This window comes from Kitasatospora phosalacinea (assembly GCF_000717185.1).
Lineage (GTDB): Bacteria > Actinomycetota > Actinomycetes > Streptomycetales > Streptomycetaceae > Kitasatospora > Kitasatospora phosalacinea_A.
Genome location: NZ_JNYE01000026.1, coordinates 1 through 20,491, shown reverse-complemented (window position 1 = coordinate 20,491; position 20,491 = coordinate 1). Strand labels below are relative to the sequence as shown.

20 protein-coding genes are annotated in these 20,491 nt (G+C 72.6%); 19 read left to right on the top strand and 1 reads right to left on the bottom strand.

Features of this window, described 5'->3' with window-relative positions; translation table 11 throughout:
* Nucleotides 1-53 precede the first annotated feature (53 nt).
* The 3 genes from ffh to ftsH all read left to right on the top strand — a co-directional run bounded on the left by ffh (nucleotide 54) and on the right by ftsH (nucleotide 4,177).
* The gene (gene ffh, locus OO57_RS13650; protein ID WP_033252688.1) at nucleotides 54-1,613 is read left to right on the top strand and encodes a signal recognition particle protein; all 1,560 of its coding nucleotides are present in this window, start codon (nucleotides 54-56) and stop codon (nucleotides 1,611-1,613) included.
* A 63-nt stretch (nucleotides 1,614-1,676) separates the two neighbouring features.
* Nucleotides 1,677-2,201: a GNAT family N-acetyltransferase gene (locus tag OO57_RS13645; protein WP_033252687.1), complete on the top strand. Its 525-nt coding sequence runs from the start codon at nucleotides 1,677-1,679 to the stop codon at nucleotides 2,199-2,201.
* Nucleotides 2,202-2,272: 71 nt separating this feature from the next.
* On the top strand, nucleotides 2,273-4,177 hold the full coding sequence (ftsH, locus tag OO57_RS13640) for an ATP-dependent zinc metalloprotease FtsH (RefSeq protein WP_033252686.1): 1,905 nt from the start codon (nucleotides 2,273-2,275) through the stop codon (nucleotides 4,175-4,177).
* Nucleotides 4,178-4,189: 12 nt separating this feature from the next.
* Here ftsH and OO57_RS13635 read toward each other — a convergent pair whose 3' ends face one another.
* Complete coding sequence (locus OO57_RS13635; protein ID WP_051777507.1) at nucleotides 4,190-5,005, bottom strand: hypothetical protein; 816 nt, start codon at nucleotides 5,003-5,005, stop codon at nucleotides 4,190-4,192.
* Nucleotides 5,006-5,299: 294 nt separating this feature from the next.
* On the opposite strand from OO57_RS13635, the gene proS reads away from it, so the two are divergent.
* The 16 genes from proS to dprA all read left to right on the top strand — a co-directional run bounded on the left by proS (nucleotide 5,300) and on the right by dprA (nucleotide 19,877).
* Nucleotides 5,300-6,712: a proline--tRNA ligase gene (proS, locus tag OO57_RS13630; protein ID WP_033252684.1), complete on the top strand. Its 1,413-nt coding sequence runs from the start codon at nucleotides 5,300-5,302 to the stop codon at nucleotides 6,710-6,712.
* Between the two features lie 353 nt (nucleotides 6,713-7,065).
* Nucleotides 7,066-7,644, top strand: a complete 579-nt coding sequence (locus OO57_RS13625) for a hypothetical protein (protein WP_033252683.1) — start codon at nucleotides 7,066-7,068, stop codon at nucleotides 7,642-7,644.
* A gap of 394 nt (nucleotides 7,645-8,038) precedes the next feature.
* Nucleotides 8,039-8,467 (top strand): 30S ribosomal protein S16, encoded by a 429-nt coding sequence (gene rpsP / locus OO57_RS13620; protein ID WP_014138264.1) that lies wholly within the window; start codon nucleotides 8,039-8,041, stop codon nucleotides 8,465-8,467.
* A gap of 2 nt (nucleotides 8,468-8,469) precedes the next feature.
* Nucleotides 8,470-8,709 carry an RNA-binding protein gene (locus OO57_RS13615; RefSeq protein ID WP_014138265.1) on the top strand — a complete coding sequence of 80 codons (240 nt, stop codon included), beginning with the start codon at nucleotides 8,470-8,472 and terminating at the stop codon, nucleotides 8,707-8,709.
* A gap of 166 nt (nucleotides 8,710-8,875) precedes the next feature.
* Nucleotides 8,876-9,478 carry a ribosome maturation factor RimM gene (gene rimM / locus OO57_RS13610; protein WP_033252682.1) on the top strand — a complete coding sequence of 201 codons (603 nt, stop codon included), beginning with the start codon at nucleotides 8,876-8,878 and terminating at the stop codon, nucleotides 9,476-9,478.
* A gap of 5 nt (nucleotides 9,479-9,483) precedes the next feature.
* Nucleotides 9,484-10,302: a tRNA (guanosine(37)-N1)-methyltransferase TrmD gene (trmD, locus tag OO57_RS13605; protein WP_033252727.1), complete on the top strand. Its 819-nt coding sequence runs from the start codon at nucleotides 9,484-9,486 to the stop codon at nucleotides 10,300-10,302.
* 156 nt (nucleotides 10,303-10,458) lie between these two features.
* Nucleotides 10,459-10,809, top strand: a complete 351-nt coding sequence (rplS, locus tag OO57_RS13600; protein WP_030458810.1) for a 50S ribosomal protein L19 — start codon at nucleotides 10,459-10,461, stop codon at nucleotides 10,807-10,809.
* A gap of 65 nt (nucleotides 10,810-10,874) precedes the next feature.
* Complete coding sequence (gene lepB, locus OO57_RS13595) at nucleotides 10,875-11,795, top strand: signal peptidase I (protein WP_033252681.1); 921 nt, start codon at nucleotides 10,875-10,877, stop codon at nucleotides 11,793-11,795.
* A complete protein-coding gene (gene lepB / locus OO57_RS38455; protein WP_199811260.1) occupies nucleotides 11,779-12,894 on the top strand; it encodes a signal peptidase I in 1,116 nt (371 codons plus the stop codon). The genes lepB (OO57_RS13595) and lepB (OO57_RS38455) overlap by 17 nt, the downstream gene beginning before the upstream one ends.
* Nucleotides 12,895-13,107: 213 nt before the next feature.
* On the top strand, nucleotides 13,108-14,016 hold the full coding sequence (gene lepB / locus OO57_RS13585; RefSeq protein ID WP_033252726.1) for a signal peptidase I: 909 nt from the start codon (nucleotides 13,108-13,110) through the stop codon (nucleotides 14,014-14,016).
* Nucleotides 14,017-14,183: 167 nt separating this feature from the next.
* Entirely contained in the window at nucleotides 14,184-14,924 is a 741-nt protein-coding gene (gene lepB / locus OO57_RS13580; protein WP_033252680.1) for a signal peptidase I, read from the top strand.
* Nucleotides 14,925-15,006: 82 nt separating this feature from the next.
* Nucleotides 15,007-15,480: an NUDIX hydrolase gene (locus tag OO57_RS13575; protein WP_033252725.1), complete on the top strand. Its 474-nt coding sequence runs from the start codon at nucleotides 15,007-15,009 to the stop codon at nucleotides 15,478-15,480.
* Nucleotides 15,481-15,536: 56 nt separating this feature from the next.
* The gene (locus tag OO57_RS13570; protein WP_030458804.1) at nucleotides 15,537-15,863 is read left to right on the top strand and encodes a DUF2469 domain-containing protein; all 327 of its coding nucleotides are present in this window, start codon (nucleotides 15,537-15,539) and stop codon (nucleotides 15,861-15,863) included.
* Nucleotides 15,864-16,053: 190 nt separating this feature from the next.
* Nucleotides 16,054-16,536, top strand: coding sequence for a YraN family protein (locus OO57_RS13565; RefSeq protein ID WP_033252679.1), 483 nt, complete (start codon nucleotides 16,054-16,056; stop codon nucleotides 16,534-16,536).
* Nucleotide 16,537: 1 nt separating this feature from the next.
* Nucleotides 16,538-18,205: a YifB family Mg chelatase-like AAA ATPase gene (locus OO57_RS13560; protein ID WP_081973658.1), complete on the top strand. Its 1,668-nt coding sequence runs from the start codon at nucleotides 16,538-16,540 to the stop codon at nucleotides 18,203-18,205.
* 490 nt (nucleotides 18,206-18,695) lie between these two features.
* Nucleotides 18,696-19,877, top strand: a complete 1,182-nt coding sequence (gene dprA / locus OO57_RS13555; protein WP_051777521.1) for a DNA-processing protein DprA — start codon at nucleotides 18,696-18,698, stop codon at nucleotides 19,875-19,877.
* Nucleotides 19,878-20,491 lie beyond the last annotated feature (614 nt).

The following is a 20,491-nucleotide window of genomic DNA, read 5'->3' as shown; positions in this document are numbered from 1 at the left end:
TTGGGGGCGACGACAGTACCCGTACTCGATGCCGCAAGGGACCCGCGACCGACGTGTTCGACACTCTCTCCGACCGCCTCGCAGCGACGTTCAAGAACCTCCGGGGCAAGGGCCGTCTCAGCGAGGCGGACATCGACGCCACCGCGCGCGAGATCCGGATCGCCCTGCTGGAGGCGGACGTCGCGCTCCCCGTGGTCCGCGCCTTCATCAAGCAGGTCAAGGACCGGGCCCTCGGTTCCGAGGTCTCCGGGGCGCTGAACCCGGCCCAGCAGATCATCAAGATCGTCAACGAGGAGCTGATCAGCATCCTCGGCGGCGAGACCCGCCGCCTGCGGTTCGCCAAGACCGGCCCGACCGTGATCATGCTGGCCGGCCTCCAGGGCGCGGGCAAGACCACCCTGGCCGGGAAGCTCGGCCACTGGCTCAAGAGCCAGAAGCACACCCCGCTGCTGGTCGCCTGCGACCTCCAGCGCCCCAACGCCGTCACCCAGCTCGGCGTCGTCGCGGAGCGGGCCGGCGTCGCCTTCTACGGCCCGCAGCCCGGCAACGGCGTCGGCGACCCGGTGCAGGTCGCCCGCGACTCCGTCGAGTACGCCAAGCAGAAGCAGTACGACGTCGTCATCGTCGACACCGCCGGCCGCCTCGGCATCGACGCCGAACTGATGCAGCAGGCCGCCGACATCCGCGCCGCGGTCGACCCGGACGAGGTCCTGTTCGTGGTCGACGCCATGGTCGGCCAGGACGCGGTCACCACCGCCCAGGCCTTCCTGGAGGGCGTCGACTTCACCGGCGTCGTGCTCTCCAAGCTCGACGGCGACGCGCGCGGCGGCGCGGCCCTCTCGGTCGCCCACGTCACCGGCCGCCAGATCATGTTCGCCTCCAACGGCGAGAAGGTCGACGACTTCGACGCCTTCCACCCCGACCGGATGGCCTCGCGCATCCTCGGCATGGGCGACGTCCTCTCCCTGATCGAGAAGGCCGAGCAGACCTTCTCCCAGGCCGAGGCCGAGAAGATGGCCGCCAAGCTCCAGGGCGGCGGCAAGGACTTCACGCTCGACGACTTCCTGTCGCAGCTGGAGCAGGTCCAGAAGATGGGCTCGATCTCCAAGCTGCTCGGCATGCTGCCCGGCATGGGCCAGATCCGCGACCAGATCAACAACCTGGACGACAAGGACGTCAACCGGGTCGGCGCGATCATCAAGTCGATGACCCCGGCCGAGCGCGCGGACCCCAAGCTCATCAACGGCTCGCGCCGCCTGCGCATCGCCAAGGGCTCCGGCGTCCAGGTCGGGGAGGTCTCCGGCCTGGTCGAGCGCTTCTTCGAGGCCCGCAAGATGATGTCCGCGATGGCCTCCGGCAAGGGCATCCCGGGCATGCCGGGCATCCCCGGCATGGGCGGCGGCGCCAAGCGCTCCGGCAAGAAGGCCCCGGTCGCCAAGGGCAAGCGCAAGAGCGGCAACCCGCTCAAGCGCGCCCAGGAGGAGGCCGCCGCCGCCGAGCGCAAGGCCCTCGGCCCCGGCCAGGGCGCCCAGCCCGGCGGAGCCTTCGGCCTCCAGCCGGGCAAGGGGCCGACGGACTTCGACCTCCCCAAGGAGTTCAAGGACCTGCTGTAGGCGTGGGGGAGCGGGGGCGCGGGGAACTGCGCGTGCGCGTCCGGCCTGGTCCAGAATGGGCCAATGCGCGTGACGATCCGAGCCCCCCGCCCCGATGACGTCGTCCCCTACGCCGAGGCGGTGCGGCGCTCCGCCGCGCACATCGGGCGGTGGAACCCCGTCGAGCCCGACGCCATGCCGGACCTGCTGAGCCGTCAGGGCGCGGGCCTGCGCACGTTCCTGATCGTCGACGCGGAGACCGGCGGCCTGGTCGGCAAGTGCAACGTGGCGAACATGGTGATGGCGCGGTTCTGCAACGGCGTGCTGGGCTACGACTCGTACGAGCCGTTCGTCGGGACGGGCCGGATGTCGGAGGGCATGCGGCTGGTGGTGGAGCGCTGCTTCACGCCGTCGGAGCTGGGCGGGCTGGGGCTGCACCGGCTGGAGATCAACGTGCAGCCGGACAACGAGCGGTCGATCGCGATGGCGCGCCGACTGGGTTTCCGGCACGAGGGGTTCACGCCGCGGATGCTGTTCCTGCAGGGCGCCTGGCGCGACCACGAGCGGTTCGCGCTGACCGCGGAGGAGTGGCCGACACCGGTGCGCTGACCCGGCGGGGTGCGCCCGGGGCGCGGCGTTGCGCACCGTCCGACGTGCACGATGTCCGTATTGTCCGATGGATGAGCAACCCCGTGCCGCCGCGCCAGACCCCCGACCAGCCCTGGCGGTCCGAGGGGGCGCCGCCCCCGCCGCCGCCGAAGAAGAGGATGCCGGGCGGCTGGACGGGCCTGATCCTCACCGCACTGGTGGTGTTCCTGCTCTCCGACCTGCTGCTGAGCTTCTTCGGCAACGGCGGCTCGACCACGATCTCGTACACCGAGTTCACCAAGCAGCTCAACGGCGGGAACGTCACCAAGATCTACTCCAAGGGCGACGCCATCGAGGGCACGCTCAAGGAGAAGCAGCCCAAGCCGGACGGCGGCAAGGGCGACTACACGGAGTTCACCACCCAGCGCCCGGCCTTCGCCAGCGACAACATCTGGGGCACCCTGCAGTCGCAGAACGTCGAGGTGACGGCCCGTCCGGTGGTGCAGCAGCGCAGCTTCCTGGCGAACCTGCTGATCTCGCTGGCGCCGATGCTGCTGCTGATCGGGGTGTGGGTGCTGATCGCCCGCCGGATGTCGGGCGGGATCGGCGGCGGCGCGCTCGGCCGCAAGGCCCCGCCGAAGCCGGTGGACACCAGCCAGGGCAAGCGCACCACCTTCCAGGACGTGGCGGGCATCGACGAGGTGCGGGACGAGCTCAGCGAGGTGGTCGACTTCCTGAAGAACCCGCAGGCCTACCGCAGGCTCGGCGCGAAGATGCCGCGCGGCGTGCTGCTGACCGGCCCGCCCGGCACCGGCAAGACGCTGCTGGCCCGGGCCGTCGCGGGGGAGGCGGACGTGCCGTTCTTCTCCGCCTCGGCCTCCGAGTTCATCGAGATGATCGTCGGCGTCGGCGCCAGCCGGGTCCGCGAACTGTTCTCCGAGGCGCGCAAGGTCGCCCCCGCGATCGTGTTCATCGACGAGATCGACACCATCGGGCGGCAGCGCGGCGGCGGTGGCGGCATGGGCGGCCACGACGAGCGCGAGCAGACCCTCAACCAGATCCTCACCGAGATGGACGGGTTCTCCGGCTCCGAGGGCGTGATCGTGATCGCCGCGACCAACCGCGCCGAGATCCTCGACCCGGCGCTGCTGCGGCCCGGCCGGTTCGACCGCCGGATCACCGTCAGCCCGCCCGACCGGACCGGCCGCGAGCAGATCCTGAAGATCCACACCCGCCAGGTCCCGCTCGCGAAGGGCACCGACCTGGGCGCCGTCGCCCGCACCACGCCCGGCATGACCGGCGCAGACCTGGCCAACCTGGTCAACGAGGCCGCGCTGCTCGCCGTCAAGCGCCAGCAGGACGCGGTCGACCAGGAGAACCTCTCCGAGGCCCTGGAGAAGGTCCAGCTCGGGGCGGTGCGCCCGCTGGTGATGCCCCAGCAGGAACGCGAACGGACCGCCTTCCACGAGTCCGGACACGCCCTGCTCGGCATGCTCCAGCCCGGCGCCGACCCGGTCCGCAAGATCACCATCGTGCCGCGCGGCCGCGCCCTCGGCGTCACCCTCTCCACCCCCGACACCGACCGCTACTCCTACACCGAGCCCTACCTGCGCGGCCGGATCATCGGCGCGCTCGGCGGGATGGCCGCCGAGCAGGTGGTCTACGGGGTGGTCACCACCGGCGCCGAGAGCGACCTCGAACAGCTCACCACCATCGCCCGCTCGATGGCCGGGCGCTGGGGCATGAGCGACCGGGTCGGCCGGGTCACCGCCGTCCCCAACGACAGCCAGTCCCCGTACGGCCTGGCCGCCGCCCCCACCACGCTGGACGCGGTCGACGAGGAGGCCCGCCGGATCGTCGCCGAGTGCTGGGAGGAGGCCGTCGCCCTGCTGCACCGCCACCGCGACCGGCTCGACGCGCTGGCCGCCGCCCTGCTGGAGGCCGAGACCCTGGACGAGGACGCCGCGTACGCCGCCGCCGGGCTCGGCCGGTCCTGACGCCGAGAGGGCCTAGCCGCGGGGTTTCGTCCCGACCGCCCAGCGGAACTCGTTCGCCATCCGCACCGAGCCGTCCGGCCGCAGGTACGGGTGCAGCGCCTCCTCCAGCTCCTTCGCCACCAGCGCCGCGCCCGCGGCCTCCTCGGCCCGGTCGAACAGGCCGGTCGAGAGCAGGCCGCGGACCGCCGAGTCCAGGCCCGCGTAGGCGAACGGGCAGCCCACCCGGCCGCTCCCGGACGGGCGCACCCCGGCCGAGGCGAGCAGCGACTCCAGCACGCCGGGGCGGGACGCGGCGAACGGGTCCGGCGCACCGAGCGGGGCGTGCCGACGGGCGACCCCCAGCACGGCGGCGCTCTCGCAGCGCTCCGCCGGGGCCCACGACGCCACCACCAGCTGCCCGCCGGGCAGCGTGCGGGCGACCGACCAGGCGAGCAGCGCGGGCGTCGGCGGCTGCTCGAAAACCGTCACCAGGGAGTGCGCCGGGCGGGGGACGGGGGGCGCCGAACGGGCGACGTCCGCGGCCCGCCCGCCGGGCGACACCTGCAGCCCGCGGGCCGCCGCGAGCTCCCGCAGCCCGCTGTCCGCCTCCACCCCCGCGACCTGCGCGCCGCGCCCGGCGGCGAGCAGCAGCGCCAGCCCGGAGCGGCAGCCGACGCCCAGCAGGCTGGTGGCCGAGCCGACCTCCAGCTGCCGGTAAACGTCCTGGTAGAGGGGGACGAGCATGCGCTCCTGGATCTCCGCCCAGTCCCGCGCCCGACCGCTGCGCCCCGCCGGGGAGTCCGTCCGGACCCGGTCCACGGTGCTGCCGGTCACCTGCGCTGAAGCCATCGCGGCCTCCCAATCGGTCCTCGGAATCGGCTGCGGCCCCCGCAGCCCTGCCCCCCGGCCCCTCTCCCAGCGAACAGCGGGTCGCCCCCGCCGTCCAGAGGGGTGCGAGCAGGTATCCGTGCGCCGCGGGTGTGCGCCCCGGGGTGTGCGCGGGCGCGACGCAGTCCGGCCGGTCCGGCCCCCGGGGTTCGGGACGGCGCGGCGGGCGCGGGCGGTGGGCGCGGGCGGTGGGCGCGCGGCCGTACGGTGAACCGGATTCACGGTCCGGCCCCGGTTTTCCGTACCATTCGGCCCATGGCTAAGGCACCCGTTCTCACCCCCCAGGCGGAAGACTTCCCCCGCTGGTACCAGGACCTCATCAACAAGGCAGAGCTGGCCGACAACGGCCCGGTCCGGGGCACCATGGTCATCCGACCGTACGGCTACGGCCTGTGGGAGCGGATGCAGCAGGAGATGGACGCGCGGATCAAGAAGGCCGGCGCGCAGAACGCCTACTTCCCGATGTTCATCCCGCAGTCCTACCTGACCAAGGAGGCCGAGCACGTCGAGGGCTTCGCCCCCGAGCTCGCGGTGGTCACCCACGGCGGCGGCAAGGAGCTGGACGAGCCGGTCGTCGTCCGGCCCACCTCCGAGACCATCATCAACGAGTACTTCTCCAAGTGGGTGCAGAGCCACCGCGACCTGCCGCTGCTGATCAACCAGTGGGCCAACGTGGTCCGCTGGGAGCTGCGCCCGCGCGTCTTCCTGCGCACCACCGAGTTCCTCTGGCAGGAGGGCCACACCGCCCACGCCACCTACGAGGACGCCCGCGCGTACGCCTCGCGGATCCACACGGACGTCTACGGCGACTTCATGACCAACGTCCTCGGCATCGACGTGGTGCTCGGCCGCAAGACCGCGAAGGAGCGCTTCGCCGGGGCCATCAACACCCTCACGCTCGAAGGCATGATGGGCGACGGCAAGGCGCTGCAGATGGGCACCAGCCACGAGCTGGGCCAGAACTTCGCCAAGGCCTTCAACACCACCTACCAGCTGCAGGGCGCCGAGCGCGAGCACGTCTGGCAGACCTCCTGGGGCGTCTCCACCCGCATGGTCGGCGGCCTGATCATGTCGCACGGCGACGACAACGGCCTGCGGGTGCCGCCGCGGCTGGCCGCCGTGCAGGCCGTGGTGCTCGCCATCAAGGGCGAGGACGCGGTGCTGGCGAAGGTCCGCGAGATCGGCGCCCAGCTGGAGGCCGCGGGCGTCCGGGTGGTCGTCGACGACCGCACCGACACCCCGTTCGGCCGCCGCGCCGTCGACTGGGAGCTCAAGGGCGTCCCGCTGCGCATCGAGGTCGGCCCGCGCGACCTGGAGGCCGGCACCGCGATGCTGGTCCGCCGGATCGCCGGCGGCAAGGAGCCGGTCTCGGTCGACTCCCTGGCCGCGATCGTCCCCGGCATCCTGGAGGAGGACCAGGCGCAGCTGCTGCGCGAGTCCCGCGAGCGCCGCGAGTCCCGCACCGTGGACGTCAAGGGCATCGACGAGGCCGTCGAGGCCGCGGCCACCGGCTGGGGCCGGATCTCCTGGGCCGACCTCGGCCCCGCGGGCGAGGCCAAGCTGGCCGAGCAGGGCGTCTCGGTGCGCTGCCTGGTCGCCGCGGACGGCTCCGTTCCGGCCGCCGACGACCAGCCCGGCAACTACGCGCTGGTGGCCCGCGCGTACTGACCGGAACCGCGGGCCGGGGGGCGGAGGAATCCGGAACCCCGGTCCGCGCACTGGCAGTTGAGACTACTGACCAGTCAACTCCCCGAGGTACTCCGCAAGCGGTACGGTATACGGCCCGTGGCCCTGTCAATTTTCGGACAGGTCGCGGGCCGTCCGTCGTGGGGATGTTGGGCTCCGCGGCGGGTGCCGAAGCCCGGCGAAACCCGCCGGGCCCACACGTGCAGGGGGTTGGTCTTGCGTCAGTCCGGAGCCGCGCAATTCGCGCGCAGAAGTGCATTCCTGAAAGTCCGCTGTGAGTTCCCCGACTCGGGCGCCCGCCGGAACACCGGCTCTCTCCGCATCGTTGGTACAGCGTGAGCACGACACAGCCCCTCGTCCTCGCGGCCGAACTGGCCGCCGCCTGGAGCGACATCCAGGCCCACCACCGGGACCTGCCCGACCTGGCGTCGCCCGAGGCGCTGATCGGCGAATCCTCGTCCGCCTGCGGCACCCAGCTCAACTTCGAGCGGCTGCTGCACGAGGCCGCCCACGGCCTGGCCGCCGCCCGGGAGATCCGCGACACCTCGCGGGCCGGCCGGTACCACAACCGCCGCTTCCTGCTGCTCGCCTCCGAGCTGGGCCTGGCCCACCCGGTCGAGCCGCACGCCAGCAGCGGCTTCTCCCAGGTCACGATGGGGCACGAGACCCGCGACCGCTACGCCGGGACCATCGAGCGCCTCGACCGCGCGCTCGGGGCGCACCAGCTCGCCGTCGCGGGCGAGGGCAACCACCGCGCCTTCCGCGGGCCGGCCGCGCGGCACGGCTCCTCGGGCGGCGGCGTCCGGGTCAAGGCGGTCTGCGGCTGCGGTCGCAACGTCCGCGTCGTCCCGTCCGTGCTGGCGCAGGCCGCGATCGTCTGCGGCGCCTGCCAGCAGCCGTTCAAGATCGCCTGAACCCCCCCGTACGACGCCGGACCGAACGGTGCCCGCCAGCGGACGCCGTTTGGCCGGAACGGGTGCTTGACCGGGCGGTGCCCGACGCCCGGCCGGACGGTGCTCGGAGCGGGGTGCGGGCGGGGTGCCCGCGGCCCGTCGGACGGCTGCGGAAAGCTGCCGGGGAGTCCGTCGCAGGGGCCGTCGGAGAGTTGTCGGAGGTCCTGCCGTGCCGTGCGGGGGCGCGGTCCGGGGGGACTTCGGCGGTGTGGCACAATGGACAGCTGAGTACTCGGCAGCCAAGACAGGACCCTCTCTCCTAACGGCTGGCGTGTCCCTTGAACGGCACCTCGCGCCGCAGCCCCACGCGGCGGAGCGCTGCTCACCCACGTCAAAACCAGGAGAATCCACACCCGTGGCTGTCAAGATCAAGCTGAAGCGTCTGGGCAAGATCCGCTCCCCGCACTACCGCATCGTCGTCGCCGACTCGCGCACCAAGCGTGACGGCCGCGCGATCGAAGAGATCGGCATCTACCAGCCGACCTACAACCCCTCGAAGATCGAGGTCGACGGCGAGCGCGCCCAGTACTGGCTGTCCGTCGGCGCCCAGCCGACCGAACCGGTGCTCGCCATCCTCAAGCTGACCGGCGACTGGCAGAAGTTCAAGGGCCTGCCGGCTCCGGAGCCGCTGAAGGTGGCCGAGCCCAAGGTCGAGGACTTCTCGCACCTGTTCGCCAAGGCCGTCGCCGGCTTCGAGGACGCCACCACCGGTGTCGCCATCACCCCGAAGGCCAAGAAGTCGGACAAGGCTGACGAGGCCGAGGCCGCTTCCACCGAGGCCTGAGCATGATCGAGGAAGCCCTCGACCACCTGGTGAAGGGCATCGTCGAGCACCCCGACGAGGTGCAGGTCCGCTCGCGCAACCTGCGCCGCGGTCACACCATCGAGGTGCGCGTGCACCCCGACGACCTCGGCAAGGTGATCGGCCGGGGCGGCCGCACGGCTCGCGCACTGCGCACCGTGGTCGGCGCCCTGGGCGGACGCAACGTCCGGGTCGACCTGGTCGACGTGGACAGCCTGCGCTGACCTCCGCTCGACCGCCGAGGGCGCCGACCACCAGGTCGGCCACCGGGTCTCAGGACCGGCCGGGACGCATCCGTCCCGGCCGGTCCTTCCCGTTTCCGGGGCCATCGCCGTCCCGCCCCGCCGCAAGTACCTTCCAGCTCCATCACCTCTCAGGAGAACGATCACCGTGCAGCTCGTCGTCGGCAAGATCGGCCGCGCCCACGGCATCCGGGGGGACGTCAGCGTCGAAGTCCGCACCGACGAGCCGGAACTGCGGCTCGGGCCCGGCGCGGTCCTCCTCACCGACCCCGCCGCCACCGGACCGCTGACCGTCGAGAGCGGCCGGGTGCACAGCGGGCGCCTGCTGCTGCGCTTCGCCGGGGTCAAGGACCGCACCGCCGCCGAGGCCCTGCGCGGCACCGTGCTGATCGCCGAGGTCGACCCGGACGAGACCCCCGAGGACCCGGACGAGTACTACGACCACCAGCTCATCGGCCTGGACGTGGTGCTGGCCGACGGCACCCCGGTCGGCGAGCTCACCGAGGTGGTGCACCTCCCGTACCAGGACCTGCTGACCGTCGAGCGCCCCGACGGCACCGAGGTGCTGATCCCGTTCGTCGAGCAGATCGTCCCCACCATCGACCTGGACGAGCAGCGCGTCGTCATCACCCCGCCGCCCGGCCTGATCGACCCCGTCGACGCGGGTGACGCGGGCGGTGCGGCTGTCGCGGGCGGTGCGGGCGACGCGGGCGGTGCGGGCGACGCGGGCGAGCAGGGGGGCGGCGCGTGAGCGACATGCGGATCGACGTCGTCACGATCTTCCCCGAGTACCTGGAGCCGCTGAACGTCTCCCTGGTCGGCAAGGCGCGGGCCCGCGGCCAGCTGGACGTGCACCTGCACGACCTGCGCTCGTGGACGACCGACATCCACCGCACCGTGGACGACACGCCCTACGGCGGCGGCCCCGGCATGGTGATGAAGCCCGAGCCGTGGGGCGCCGCCCTGGACGCCGTCCTGGCCGCCGGGCCCGAGGGCGAGGTGCCGACCCTGGTGGTGCCCACCCCCAGTGGGCGCCGCTTCACCCAGGACCTCGCCCAGGACCTCGCCGCCCGCCCCTGGCTGGCCTTCGCGCCCGCCCGCTACGAGGGCATCGACCGGCGGGTCATCGAGGAGGCCGCGACCCGGATGCCGGTGGTCGAGGCGTCCATCGGCGACTACGTGCTGGCCGGCGGCGAGGTCGCCGTGCTGGTGATGGTCGAGGCGATCGCCCGGCTGCTGCCCGGCGTCCTCGGCAACGCCGAGTCGCACCGCGACGACTCCTTCGCCCCCGGCGCCATGGCCGACCTGCTGGAGGGCCCGGTGTACACCAAGCCCGCCGAGTGGCGCGGCCGGGAGGTGCCGGAGATCCTGCTCAGCGGCCACCACGGGAAGATCGCCCAGTGGCGGCGCGAGCAGGCCTTCGCCCGCACCCACGCCAACCGGCCCGACCTGGTGGCCCGGTGGCAGCGCGAGTCGTTCACCAAGAAGGAGCGCGAGGCCCTGAGCGTGCTCGGCCTGGCCTGGGACGAGGCCGAGGGCCGATTTCGGTCCGTGGCCGAGCCTGTGGAAGAATAGGCGACTGTTGTCTGCCGCCCGGTTCCCCCCGCGGGGAGCCAGTGGACCGGTGCCCCCGCCACGGGGGGACCACCGCCAGCCGAAGCGGCCCGCAACACCACCCAGTTGAATCGAACTTCCGTGGGCGGCCCGTGGCGCCTGCGATGGAGAGCAACGATGAGCAACAAGCTCGCTGCTGTCGACGCGGCCTCGCTGCGCACCGACATCCCCGCCTTCCGCCCCGGCGACACCCTCAAGGTGCACGTCCGAGTCATCGAAGGCAACCGCTCGCGCGTCCAGGTCTTCCAGGGCGTCGTCATCCGTCGTCACGGCGCCGGCATCGGTGAGACCTTCACCGTTCGCAAGGTCAGCTTCAACGTCGGCGTCGAGCGCACCTTCCCGGTGCACACCCCGGTCGTCGAGAAGATCGAGGTCGTGACCCGCGGTGCGGTCCGCCGCGCCAAGCTGTACTACCTGCGTGACCTCCGCGGCAAGGCCGCGAAGATCAAGGAGAAGCGCGACGCGTGATCGCGCAGGCTCGACGGGGGTCGGCCCTCCAACCGGTGTAGACCGGGGGGATAAGCTCACCTCCGATGAGCACGCACGAGCCACCGACGGACCGCGACGGCAGTCCCGCACCCACGGGTGCGGACTCGCCGACGCGGTCCGCCGTCGTTTCCGCCCCCGGGACGGCTCCCGACGCCGACGCCGGGGAGGGCTCCGGCCCGGCCCCTGACGCGGAGTCCGACTCCGGCCGCGGTGCCGCTTCCGGTGCCGGTGCCGACTCCGGATCCGCTGAGGGCGAGGGCGAGGGCGAGGGCCAGGGGGACGAGGACGACAGAGACGGCGGGCGGCGGTGGTCGCGGGACCTGCTGTGGATCGGCGCGGTGTGCGTGGTCGTGCTGCTGCTGGTGAACGCCTTCGCGGTACGGCCGTTCGCGGTGCCGTCCGGGTCCATGGAGGGGACGCTGGAGCCGGGTGACCGGGTGCTGGTCAACCAGCTCGCGTACGCCTTCGGCGGCCACCCGCAGCGGGGCGACGTGGTGGTCTTCGACGGCATCGGCTCCTTCCTGCCGTACCGGAACGAACCGTCCGGTGTGAAGCGACTGCTGGCCGGGGCGGGCCTGGCCCCCGCGGGCGACACGGTCTACGTGAAGCGGGTGATCGGTCTCGGCGGGGACCGGATCACCTGCTGCGGCACCGACGGCCGGCTCAGGGTCAACGGCGTGCCGCTGGACGAGAGCGCGTACCTGTTCCCCGGCGACGCACCGTCGGCGGTGCCGTTCGACATCGTGGTTCCCGACGGGAAGCTGTGGGTGATGGGCGACCACCGCAGCGCCTCCCGCGACTCCCGCGACCACCTCGGCGAGCCCGGCGGCGGCGCCGTGCCCGAGGACAAGGTGATCGGCCGCGCCGACTGGGTGATGTTCCCCCTCGGCCGTGCCACCTCCCTCGACCGACCGGCGGCGTTCGCCGCGATTGAGGGGACCGGTGGCCATGGGGAGCAGAGGTAGACCCAGGCCCGCCGCCACCGACGGCCAGCCCGGCCCCACCGGCCCGGGCCGCGCCCCCCGCACCGGCCCCGCGCCCGACGTCGAGCCCGAGCCCGCGTCCGTGTACCTCTCCTCCGGGAGCGAGGACGAACCGCTGGGTGCGGACGACCGCGGTGACAACTTCGGTGGCGACGGGCACAGTGGCGACGGACCCGGTGGTGGCGGGTACGGCGTGGAAGGCACGGACGGCGCGGAGGCCGGAGGGAGCCGCCCCGTGCGGGGCCGTGCCGAGCGCCGCCGCGCCGCCAAGCGCGCCGCGCGCCGCAAGCGGCGCTCCTTCCTGCGCGAGCTGCCGGTGATCGTGCTGGTGGCCCTGGTCATCGCGCTGGTGATGAAGACCTTCCTGCTCCAGGTGTTCGTGATCCCCTCCGGTTCGATGGAACAGACCCTGCAGATCGGCGACCGGGTCGTCGTGGACAAGCTCACCCCGTGGTTCGGCGCCGAGCCGGAGCGCGGTGAGGTGGTGGTCTTCAAGGACCCGGGCGGCTGGCTGGAGAACGACCACAAGCCGTCCACGGACGGGCCCGTCGTGCGGAACGTGAAGTCGGTGTTCTCCGCGGTGGGGCTCCTTCCCTCCGACGACGAGCGGGACTTGATCAAGCGGGTGATCGGCGTCGGCGGCGACACCGTGGAGTGCTGCGACGAGCACGGCCGGGTGAGCGTGAACGGCACCCCGCTGGACGAGCCGTACATCGCGGCCGGGAACTCGCCCTCGCGGATCACCTTCAAGGTGACGGTCCCGCAGGGGCGGCTCTGGGTGATGGGCGACCACCGCGACCTGTCGGCCGACTCCCGCTACCACATGGGCAATCCGGGCTCCGGGACGATTCCGGTGGAGAACGTGGTGGGGCGCGCCTTCGTGGTCGCCTGGCCGCTCTCCCACTTCGGTCAACTGGGCGTTCCCGATTCACTCTCCTCCCTGCCGGTGCGGACAGCAGGGTCCGCCGCCGTTGAGCCGGTTCCTGCGGAACCCCCGCTCGTTATGGGTGTGTTGGGCGTCCTTCCGCTCCTCACCCGGTGCCGCAGGACGGGCCGGAGGGTCGAGCCGGTGGCCGACTGACGTTCCGGCCGGCGCGTGGGAGCACGGGCGCGTCGACCGGGAGTGATAGAGAAGTGTGAAGTGCTCGGTTCCGGCCTGGTGTCGGGCCTGCCCAGGTAGGGCAAGCCAGAGGCGGGCCCTCGACTGATCGCAGAGTGTGGTGCCCGCTGTGCGGCACTGGTGAGCGCGGGCGCGCAGGCGTCCGCACAGCAGGGAGGAGATGTCGTGGGGGATCTGGTGATCGGTGCCCGGTCAGGTGCTCCGGAGCCCGACGGGGAGCCCGTCGGCAACCAGGGAGGGCTGTCCGCCGGCGACGGGGAGGAGCTCCGGGACGCCGAGGCCGACTCGGAGACCGACGGGGACGCCGAGAATCCGCCGAGGCGGGCTCCCCGGCAGCGCTCCTTCTGGAAGGAACTGCCGATCCTGATCGGCATCGCGCTGATCCTGGCCCTGGTGATCAAGACCTTCTTCGTCCAGGCGTTCTCGATCCCCTCGGGGTCGATGGAGAACACGCTCCAGGTCGGCGACCGCGTCCTGGTCGACAAGCTCACGCCGTGGTTCGGCTCGGAGCCGGAGCGCGGCGAGGTGGTGGTCTTCAAGGACCCGGGCGGCTGGCTGAACGACGAGCCGACCCAGCGCAGCGACAACTCCTTCGTGCGCGGCGTGCAGGACGTGTTCAGCTTCATCGGGCTGATGCCGTCCAGCGACGAGAAGGACCTGATCAAGCGCGTCATCGCGGTCGGCGGCGACACCGTCGAGTGCCAGGGCTCCGGCCCGGTCAAGGTGAACGGCGTGGCGCTCGACGAGCCGTACATCTTCCCCGGCAACACCCCGTGCGGGGAGAAGCCGTTCGGGCCGGTGAACGTGCCCAAGGGCACCATCTGGGTGATGGGCGACCACCGCGGCAACTCGCTGGACTCGCGGTACCACATGGACCAGCCCGGGGGCGGCACCGTCCCGGTCGACAACGTGGTCGGCCGTGCCTTCGTGGTGGCCTGGCCGATCGGCGACTGGGCGACGCTGCCCGTCCCGGAGACCTTCGACCAGAAGGGGCTCGCTGCCGCCGGGCCGCTGGCCCCGATGACGGCCGGGGCGGCGCTCGCCGTGCCCGCCGTGTGGTGGGTGCGTCGGCGCCGCCGCTGAGCGGGCAGCGATCGACCGGGAACGCCTCTTGCGCGGGCCGTGGTACTGGCGAGTAATCTGCTCGCACGTGCCGCGGCCCGCAGCGCTGTCCGGACCGGGACGGCCGGCCGCGGACCGGCCGCGGGCGTTCGACCGGAGCCTCCGACGGCGAGGAGAGGGCGGAGCCGATGAGCAGCGTCGCGGAGCGGGCACCGCTGGCCGGGACCGGACCGGCCCGGCGCCGGAGCGTCGCGTCGGTCGTGCAGGGCGTGGTGATCGCGCTCGGCTTCGTGATGCTGGTCGGCGGCTTCGCGGTGCTCGCCCTCCAGTACCGGCCCTACAAGATCCCCACCGGCTCGATGAGCCCGACCCTGGCGGTCGGCGACACCGTCCTGGCCCGCACCGGCGGGTCGGTCGGCCGCGGCGACATCGTGGTCTTCCAGGACCAGGACTGGGGCAACGCGACCCTGGTGAAGCGCGTGGTCGCGGTCGGCGGGGACACCGTCTCGGGCGACCGCGAGGGGCGGATCACCGTCAACGGGCACCAGGTGTCCGAGCCCTACCTCGCCCCGCTCCGGATGGGCACGACCGAGTTCTCGGTCACCGTGCCCGAGGGGCGGCTGTTCCTGCTCGGCGATTTCCGGGGGAACTCCCTGGACTCGCGGAGCCACCTCGACGTGGCGTTCGGCTCGGTGCCGGTCTCCGGGGTGAAGGCGAGGGTGGAAGCGGTGATCCAGCCGTTCTCCCGGGCCGGGCTGGAGCAGCGCACCCCGTCCTTCGACGGACTGGGTGCTCCCGGTGCCCACCGGGCCGGTCCGCTGCTGCCCGCCGCGTGGACGTCGGCCGGCGGTGCGGTGCTGATCGTGGCCGCCTCCGCGGTGGGCGGGGCGCTCTCGCTGGCCCGCCGACTGCGGCGACGGAGCGCCTGACCCCGCGGCGGAGGACGGACCGGCCCCGGCGCCGGTGCCGACGAGGAGACGCGCCCAGCGCCTCAGGACGGAGCTGAACCAGGTGGTGGCCGAGCAGCGCAGGGCCGTCCGGGTGCTGTTGCTGGACCAGGACGACCGCGTCCTGCTGCTGCGCGGGACGGACCCGGCCGAGCCCGGCACCACCTGGTGGATCACGCCGGGCGGCGGAATCGAGCCGGGCGAGAGCCCGCTGGAGGCGGCCCGGCGCGAGCTGGCCGAGGAGACCGGGCTGACGGACGTGGACTGGGGACCGCTGGTCGCGTACGGCACGGTGGAGTTCTCCTTCCGGGGCAGGGAGTACCGACAGGAGCAGTGGTTCCGACTGGCCCGCACCCCGCGGACCTCGGTGTCACTGACGGACGGCGGGGCGGACGAGCACGCGCTGCTGCTGGCCGTCCGCTGGTGGACGCTGGGGGAGTTGAGGGCCACCGCGGAGACCGTCCACCCGCGCGGGCTGGCCGAACTGGTGGCACGCGTTCTGACGGATGGGCCGCCAGAACCGCCAGTAAGGCTCTGAGCACGGGCTCGGTGGTCCACAATGGGGTGGACGTGACGAGTGAGGGGACGCTTGGAATGAGTGCCGAAGACCTCGAGAAGTACGAGACCGAGATGGAGCTCAAGCTCTACCGGGAGTACCGGGATGTCGTCGGCCTGTTCAAGTACGTGATCGAGACAGAGCGACGTTTCTACCTGACGAATGACTACGACCTCCAGGTGCACTCGGTGCAGGGCGAGGTGTTCTTCGAAGTGTCGATGGCGGATGCGTGGGTCTGGGACATGTACCGACCGGCCCGGTTCGTCCGGAAGGTCCGCGTGCTGACGTTCAAGGACGTGAACATCGAGGAGTTGGCCAAGAGCGACCTCGAACTGCCCTCGGACGACTCCGCCTTCGGGAACTGACCGCGCTGCGGCAGCGCCCGGGCCACCGAGACTGACCCGGCCGCTCGGACGCTGTCCAGCGCATTTCTCGATCCGCGGGGATCTGTAGCTCGAACGGGTGAGTGGAGTTATCCACAGGCCCGGGTTATCCACAGGCTCGACGATCCCGCTGGCCCGCCTCCGGCTCCCGACGGCAACCTTCCGGTCGGAGGTGATTGCCGTGCAGAACCCCAACAAGACGTCCACCAACAACGGCCTCGGGCGCTACGGCGAGGAGGTCGCCGCCCGTCGGCTCGCCGCGGACGGGCTGTGCATCCTGGAACGCAACTGGCGCTGCGTCGAGGGTGAGCTCGACATCGTCGCGCTCGACGGGGACACCCTCGCGATCTGCGAGGTGAAGACCCGCTCCGAACGGGGCTTCCAACAGCCCGCCGAGGCGATCGACCAGACCAAGGCCGACCGGCTGCGCCACCTCGCCGAGCGCTGGCTCGCCGAACGCTGGCCGGTGCACTTCTCCCGCCTCGCCCTCGCCGCCGAACGGGCCGGGGGAACCGGGGGAGCCGAACCGCAGCCCGACGCGGAGAGCGGCGGGCCGGCCCCGCCGCCGCCCGGCGGGGTCCGCATCGACGTGATCGCCGTGGTCAACCCCCGCCGGGGCGCCGCCGCGGTCGAGCACCTGCGCGGGGCGGTGTGAGATGGCGTTCGCCCGCACCTGCTCGGTGGCCCTGGTCGGGGTGGACGGTGTCGTGGTCGAGGTCCAGGCCGACCTCGAACCCGGACTCGCGGCCTTCAGCCTGGTGGGCCTCGCCGACAAGGCCCTGCTGGAAGCCCGTGACCGGGTGCGCGCCGCTGTGTCCAACAGCGGCGAGAAGTGGCCGCTGCGAAAACTCACCGTGGGCCTCACGCCGGCCTCCGTGCCCAAGAGCGGCAGCGGGTACGACCTGGCGGTGGCCTGTGCAGTCCTGGCAGCCGCCGAACGGCTCGACCCCGCATCGATCGACGGCCTGCTGATCATCGGGGAACTGGGGCTGGACGGCCGTGTGCGCCCGGTGCGCGGAGTCCTGCCCGCGGTCCTCGCGGCGGCCGACGCGGGCTACCGACAGGTCGTGGTCGCCGAGCAGACCGCCGCCGAAGCGAGACTGGTGCCCGGAGTCTCCGTCCTCGGAGTGCGCAGCCTGCGCCAGCTCATCGCGATCCTCACCAACGCCCCCGTCCCCGACGAACCACCGGACCAGCCCACCGGCCGCCCCGACTCCTCGTTCGCCGGGCTGCTGCTACCCGGCCTCGGAGTCCGCGACCTCACCTCGGAACAGTCCGTCCGCCCCGACCTCGCCGACGTGGCCGGGCAGTACGAAGCCCGCCGAGCCCTGGAGATCGCCGCAGCGGGCGGTCACCACCTCTATCTGAAGGGCCCGCCCGGGGCCGGCAAGACGATGCTGGCCGAACGGCTCCCGGCCCTGCTCCCACCACTCACCCCCGCCGAAGCCCTCGAAGTGACCGCGATCCACTCCGTGGCCGGCCTGCTCCCACCCGACCGCCCCCTGATCGACACCCCGCCCTACTGCGCCCCGCACCACTCGACGACCATGCCCGCCATCGTCGGCGGTGGAACGGGACTGCCCAGGCCCGGAGCCGTCTCCCTCGCCCACCGCGGCGTGCTGTTCCTCGACGAGGCACCCGAGTTCCCGGTCCGGGTCCTCGACGCGCTGCGCCAACCCCTGGAATCGGGGGAGGTGATGATCGCCAGAGCCGCGGGCTCGATGCGGCTGCCCGCCCGCTTCCTGCTCTGCCTGGCCGCCAACCCCTGCCCCTGCGGCCGCTATTCACTGAGAGGAGAGGGATGCGAATGCACACCCGTCATGGTCAACCGCTACCAGGCGAGGTTGTCAGGTCCGTTGTTGGACCGGGTGGACCTCCAAGTCCAGGTCACCGGAGTCACCAAGGCCGAGTTGATGCAGCAAGGCGGAAGGGCCGAGAGCACGGAGACGGTCGCCGCACGCGTGCGGGAAGCCCGGGCACGGGCCGCCGCTCGCCTCGTCGACACCCCGTGGCGGACCAACGCCGAAGTGCCCGGGCACGAACTGCGCACGCGCTGGCAACTCGCACCCGGTTCGCTGGCCGACGCCGAACATGACCTCGACCGAGGCCTGCTCACCGCACGCGGACTCGACCGCGTCCTGCGGGTCGCCTGGACGGTGGCCGACCTCGCCGGTCGGAGCCGCCCCGACCGGTCCGACATCCAGAGCGCGCTGACCCTCCGCACCGGCGTCCAGCGCGCCGCCCGTCCGACGGACCGCAGGAGCGACTCGTGCTACCCGTACGCCGACGCCCCCGCCGACGCCGGTGCAGGGCAGGAGCTCTGATTGCCCCTTGCCCCCTTGCCCCTCGCCCTCCGCGGTGCCGAGGCCCGGCCGGACCGCTTCGTGCGACCGGTCCCGTCCACCCCGCCACCGCCCGCACCGCAGAAGCGGACGGCGGCGCGAACAGATCCGAGCAGAAGGAGCACCGATGACCGCGCACCCCGCCCCCCGCGCACACGCCGACCAGCCCGCCGTCCCGTCGGACGCCCCGACCGCCGATCAGGTCGGCACCCGGGCGGGATGCGACGCCGGCGAGCGGCTCCGGCACCTGGTCCGCGGCGCGGGGCCACCGTCCGTGCACCGCTCGCGCCACGGGCCGACGGAACCGCTCCGGACGGTGCCGACGACGGACGGCAGCCCGGGCCCGGCCAGCCCGACTGGTCCGGCCCGCCCGTCGCCCGACGGCCGACCCGGCCAGCCGCACCGGGCGGCAGCGGCCCTCGCCGCGGACCGGCCTGCCCGTACCGGGACGGCACGGAGCGAGCACCGGGTCATCCGCCCCACGGCGTGGGCCGCGCCGACGGTCCCGCCGGACCCGCCCGAGCCCGAGCGGATCTCCCGGGCGGCGCTCACCAGGCTGATCGAACCGGGCGACGCCGCGATCGGCCGGGCGGTCCAACGCCTCGGCGTGGTCCAACTGCTGCAGGGGTTCTACGAAGGAGCACCCGCGAACCGGCTCGGGCTCGGTGCCGACCGGATCGCGGCTTACCAGGAGAGGTTGCGAAAGTTCAACCCGGTCACCGACCTGGAACGCATCGCCAAGCTCGGTGGGAGGTTCATCATTCCGGGCGACAGCGAGTGGCCCTCCCAACTCGACGACCTCGGCGACAGTCGCCCGATCGGGCTGTGGATCCGCGGCCTCCCCTCCCAACGGTTGCCGTCGCTGCGCCTGCTCGCCCTGAGGTCGGTGGCCGTGGTCGGATCCCGGGCCTGCACCGCGTACGGGCGGCACGTCGCCGGTCAGCTCGGGTCCGAACTGGCCGAGCGGGGCTGGGTGGTGGTGTCCGGGGCGGCCTACGGAGTGGACACCGCCGCACACCTGGGGGCGTTGGCGGTCAACGGGATGACGATCGCCGTGCTCGCCAGCGGAGTCGACATCTGCTACCCGCGCGGGAACGAGGGGCTGATCGAGCGGATCGGACGCGACGGGCTGCTGGTGAGCGAGCTGGCGCTCGGGATGAACCCGACCAGGTTCAGGTTCGTGCTGCGGAACCGGGTGATAGCGGCGCTCACCCGCGGCACGGTGGTGGTCGAGGCCGCACCGCGCAGCGGCGCGCTCAGCACCGCACGCCGTGCGCGGGACCTCAACCGGCACACCATGGGCGTCCCCGGCCCGGTCACCTCCGAACTCTCGGCGGGCGTGCACACGTTGATCAGGGCCGGGACGGCCACCATGGTCACCAGCGGAGCAGAGGTGGGCGAGCTGATCGGTGCCATCGGAGCCGACCTGGCGCCGGAACGGGTCGGCCCGATCCTGCCCAGGGACGCACTGGAACCACCGGTGGCCCGCGTCCTGGAGGCGGTGCCCGCCAGCGCGGACGGCGCGCCGGTCCAACGACTCGCCCACTACGCGGCCCTGTCCGAGGCCACCACCGTCCAGCACCTCCACGAACTGAGTTCGCTCGGCTTCGTGGAACGGCACGGAGCACATTGGAGGTTGGTGCGTCGGAAGTGATCACATTCGGGCAGGGCCGGACGGGCTGACGGGCATCGAGCGGGGCAACTGGTCAACAGGAGGTGGTGCAAGGCGAGTTGAGGGACGATGACGGAGCGACGACCCGGGCCCGGGTGCCGCGGGGGCGGCCGGATCCGAGTGCTCGACGGGGTGCACGGGCGAGCGCCGGTCGGCGCCGGTCGGCGGGCAGGCCGGGCCGGAAGCGGGGCCCGGGCGGTTCGGGCGCCCGGTCCGCGACGCGCCGACGTTGCCCTTTGCTGCCACCGGATCGGGCGACGCCCGAGTGGCGGTAGCACTGTGCAGCGACTCGGTCACGCTACGCTCGCTCATGGCGTCCCTATCAGCACATGACTCGGCAGAACGGCGCAGACCAACGCATGCCCACTCACATTCCCGGACACAGGGTGACCGGTGACGGTCGGTCCCCGGGCGGGACGGGGGCCGAGACCCACAACGCCGCGGAACTGCGGGCCAGGTCCGGGGGAGTCGTGGGAATGACACGACCGGGCAACTCCCCGGCCGCACCCCCGCAACCCCAGCCCCCCCCCCGCTCTTCATATTTTTTCTCCCTTCCCACACCCCCCCCCTCAATTTTTCCCCGTGCCGTTCCACGA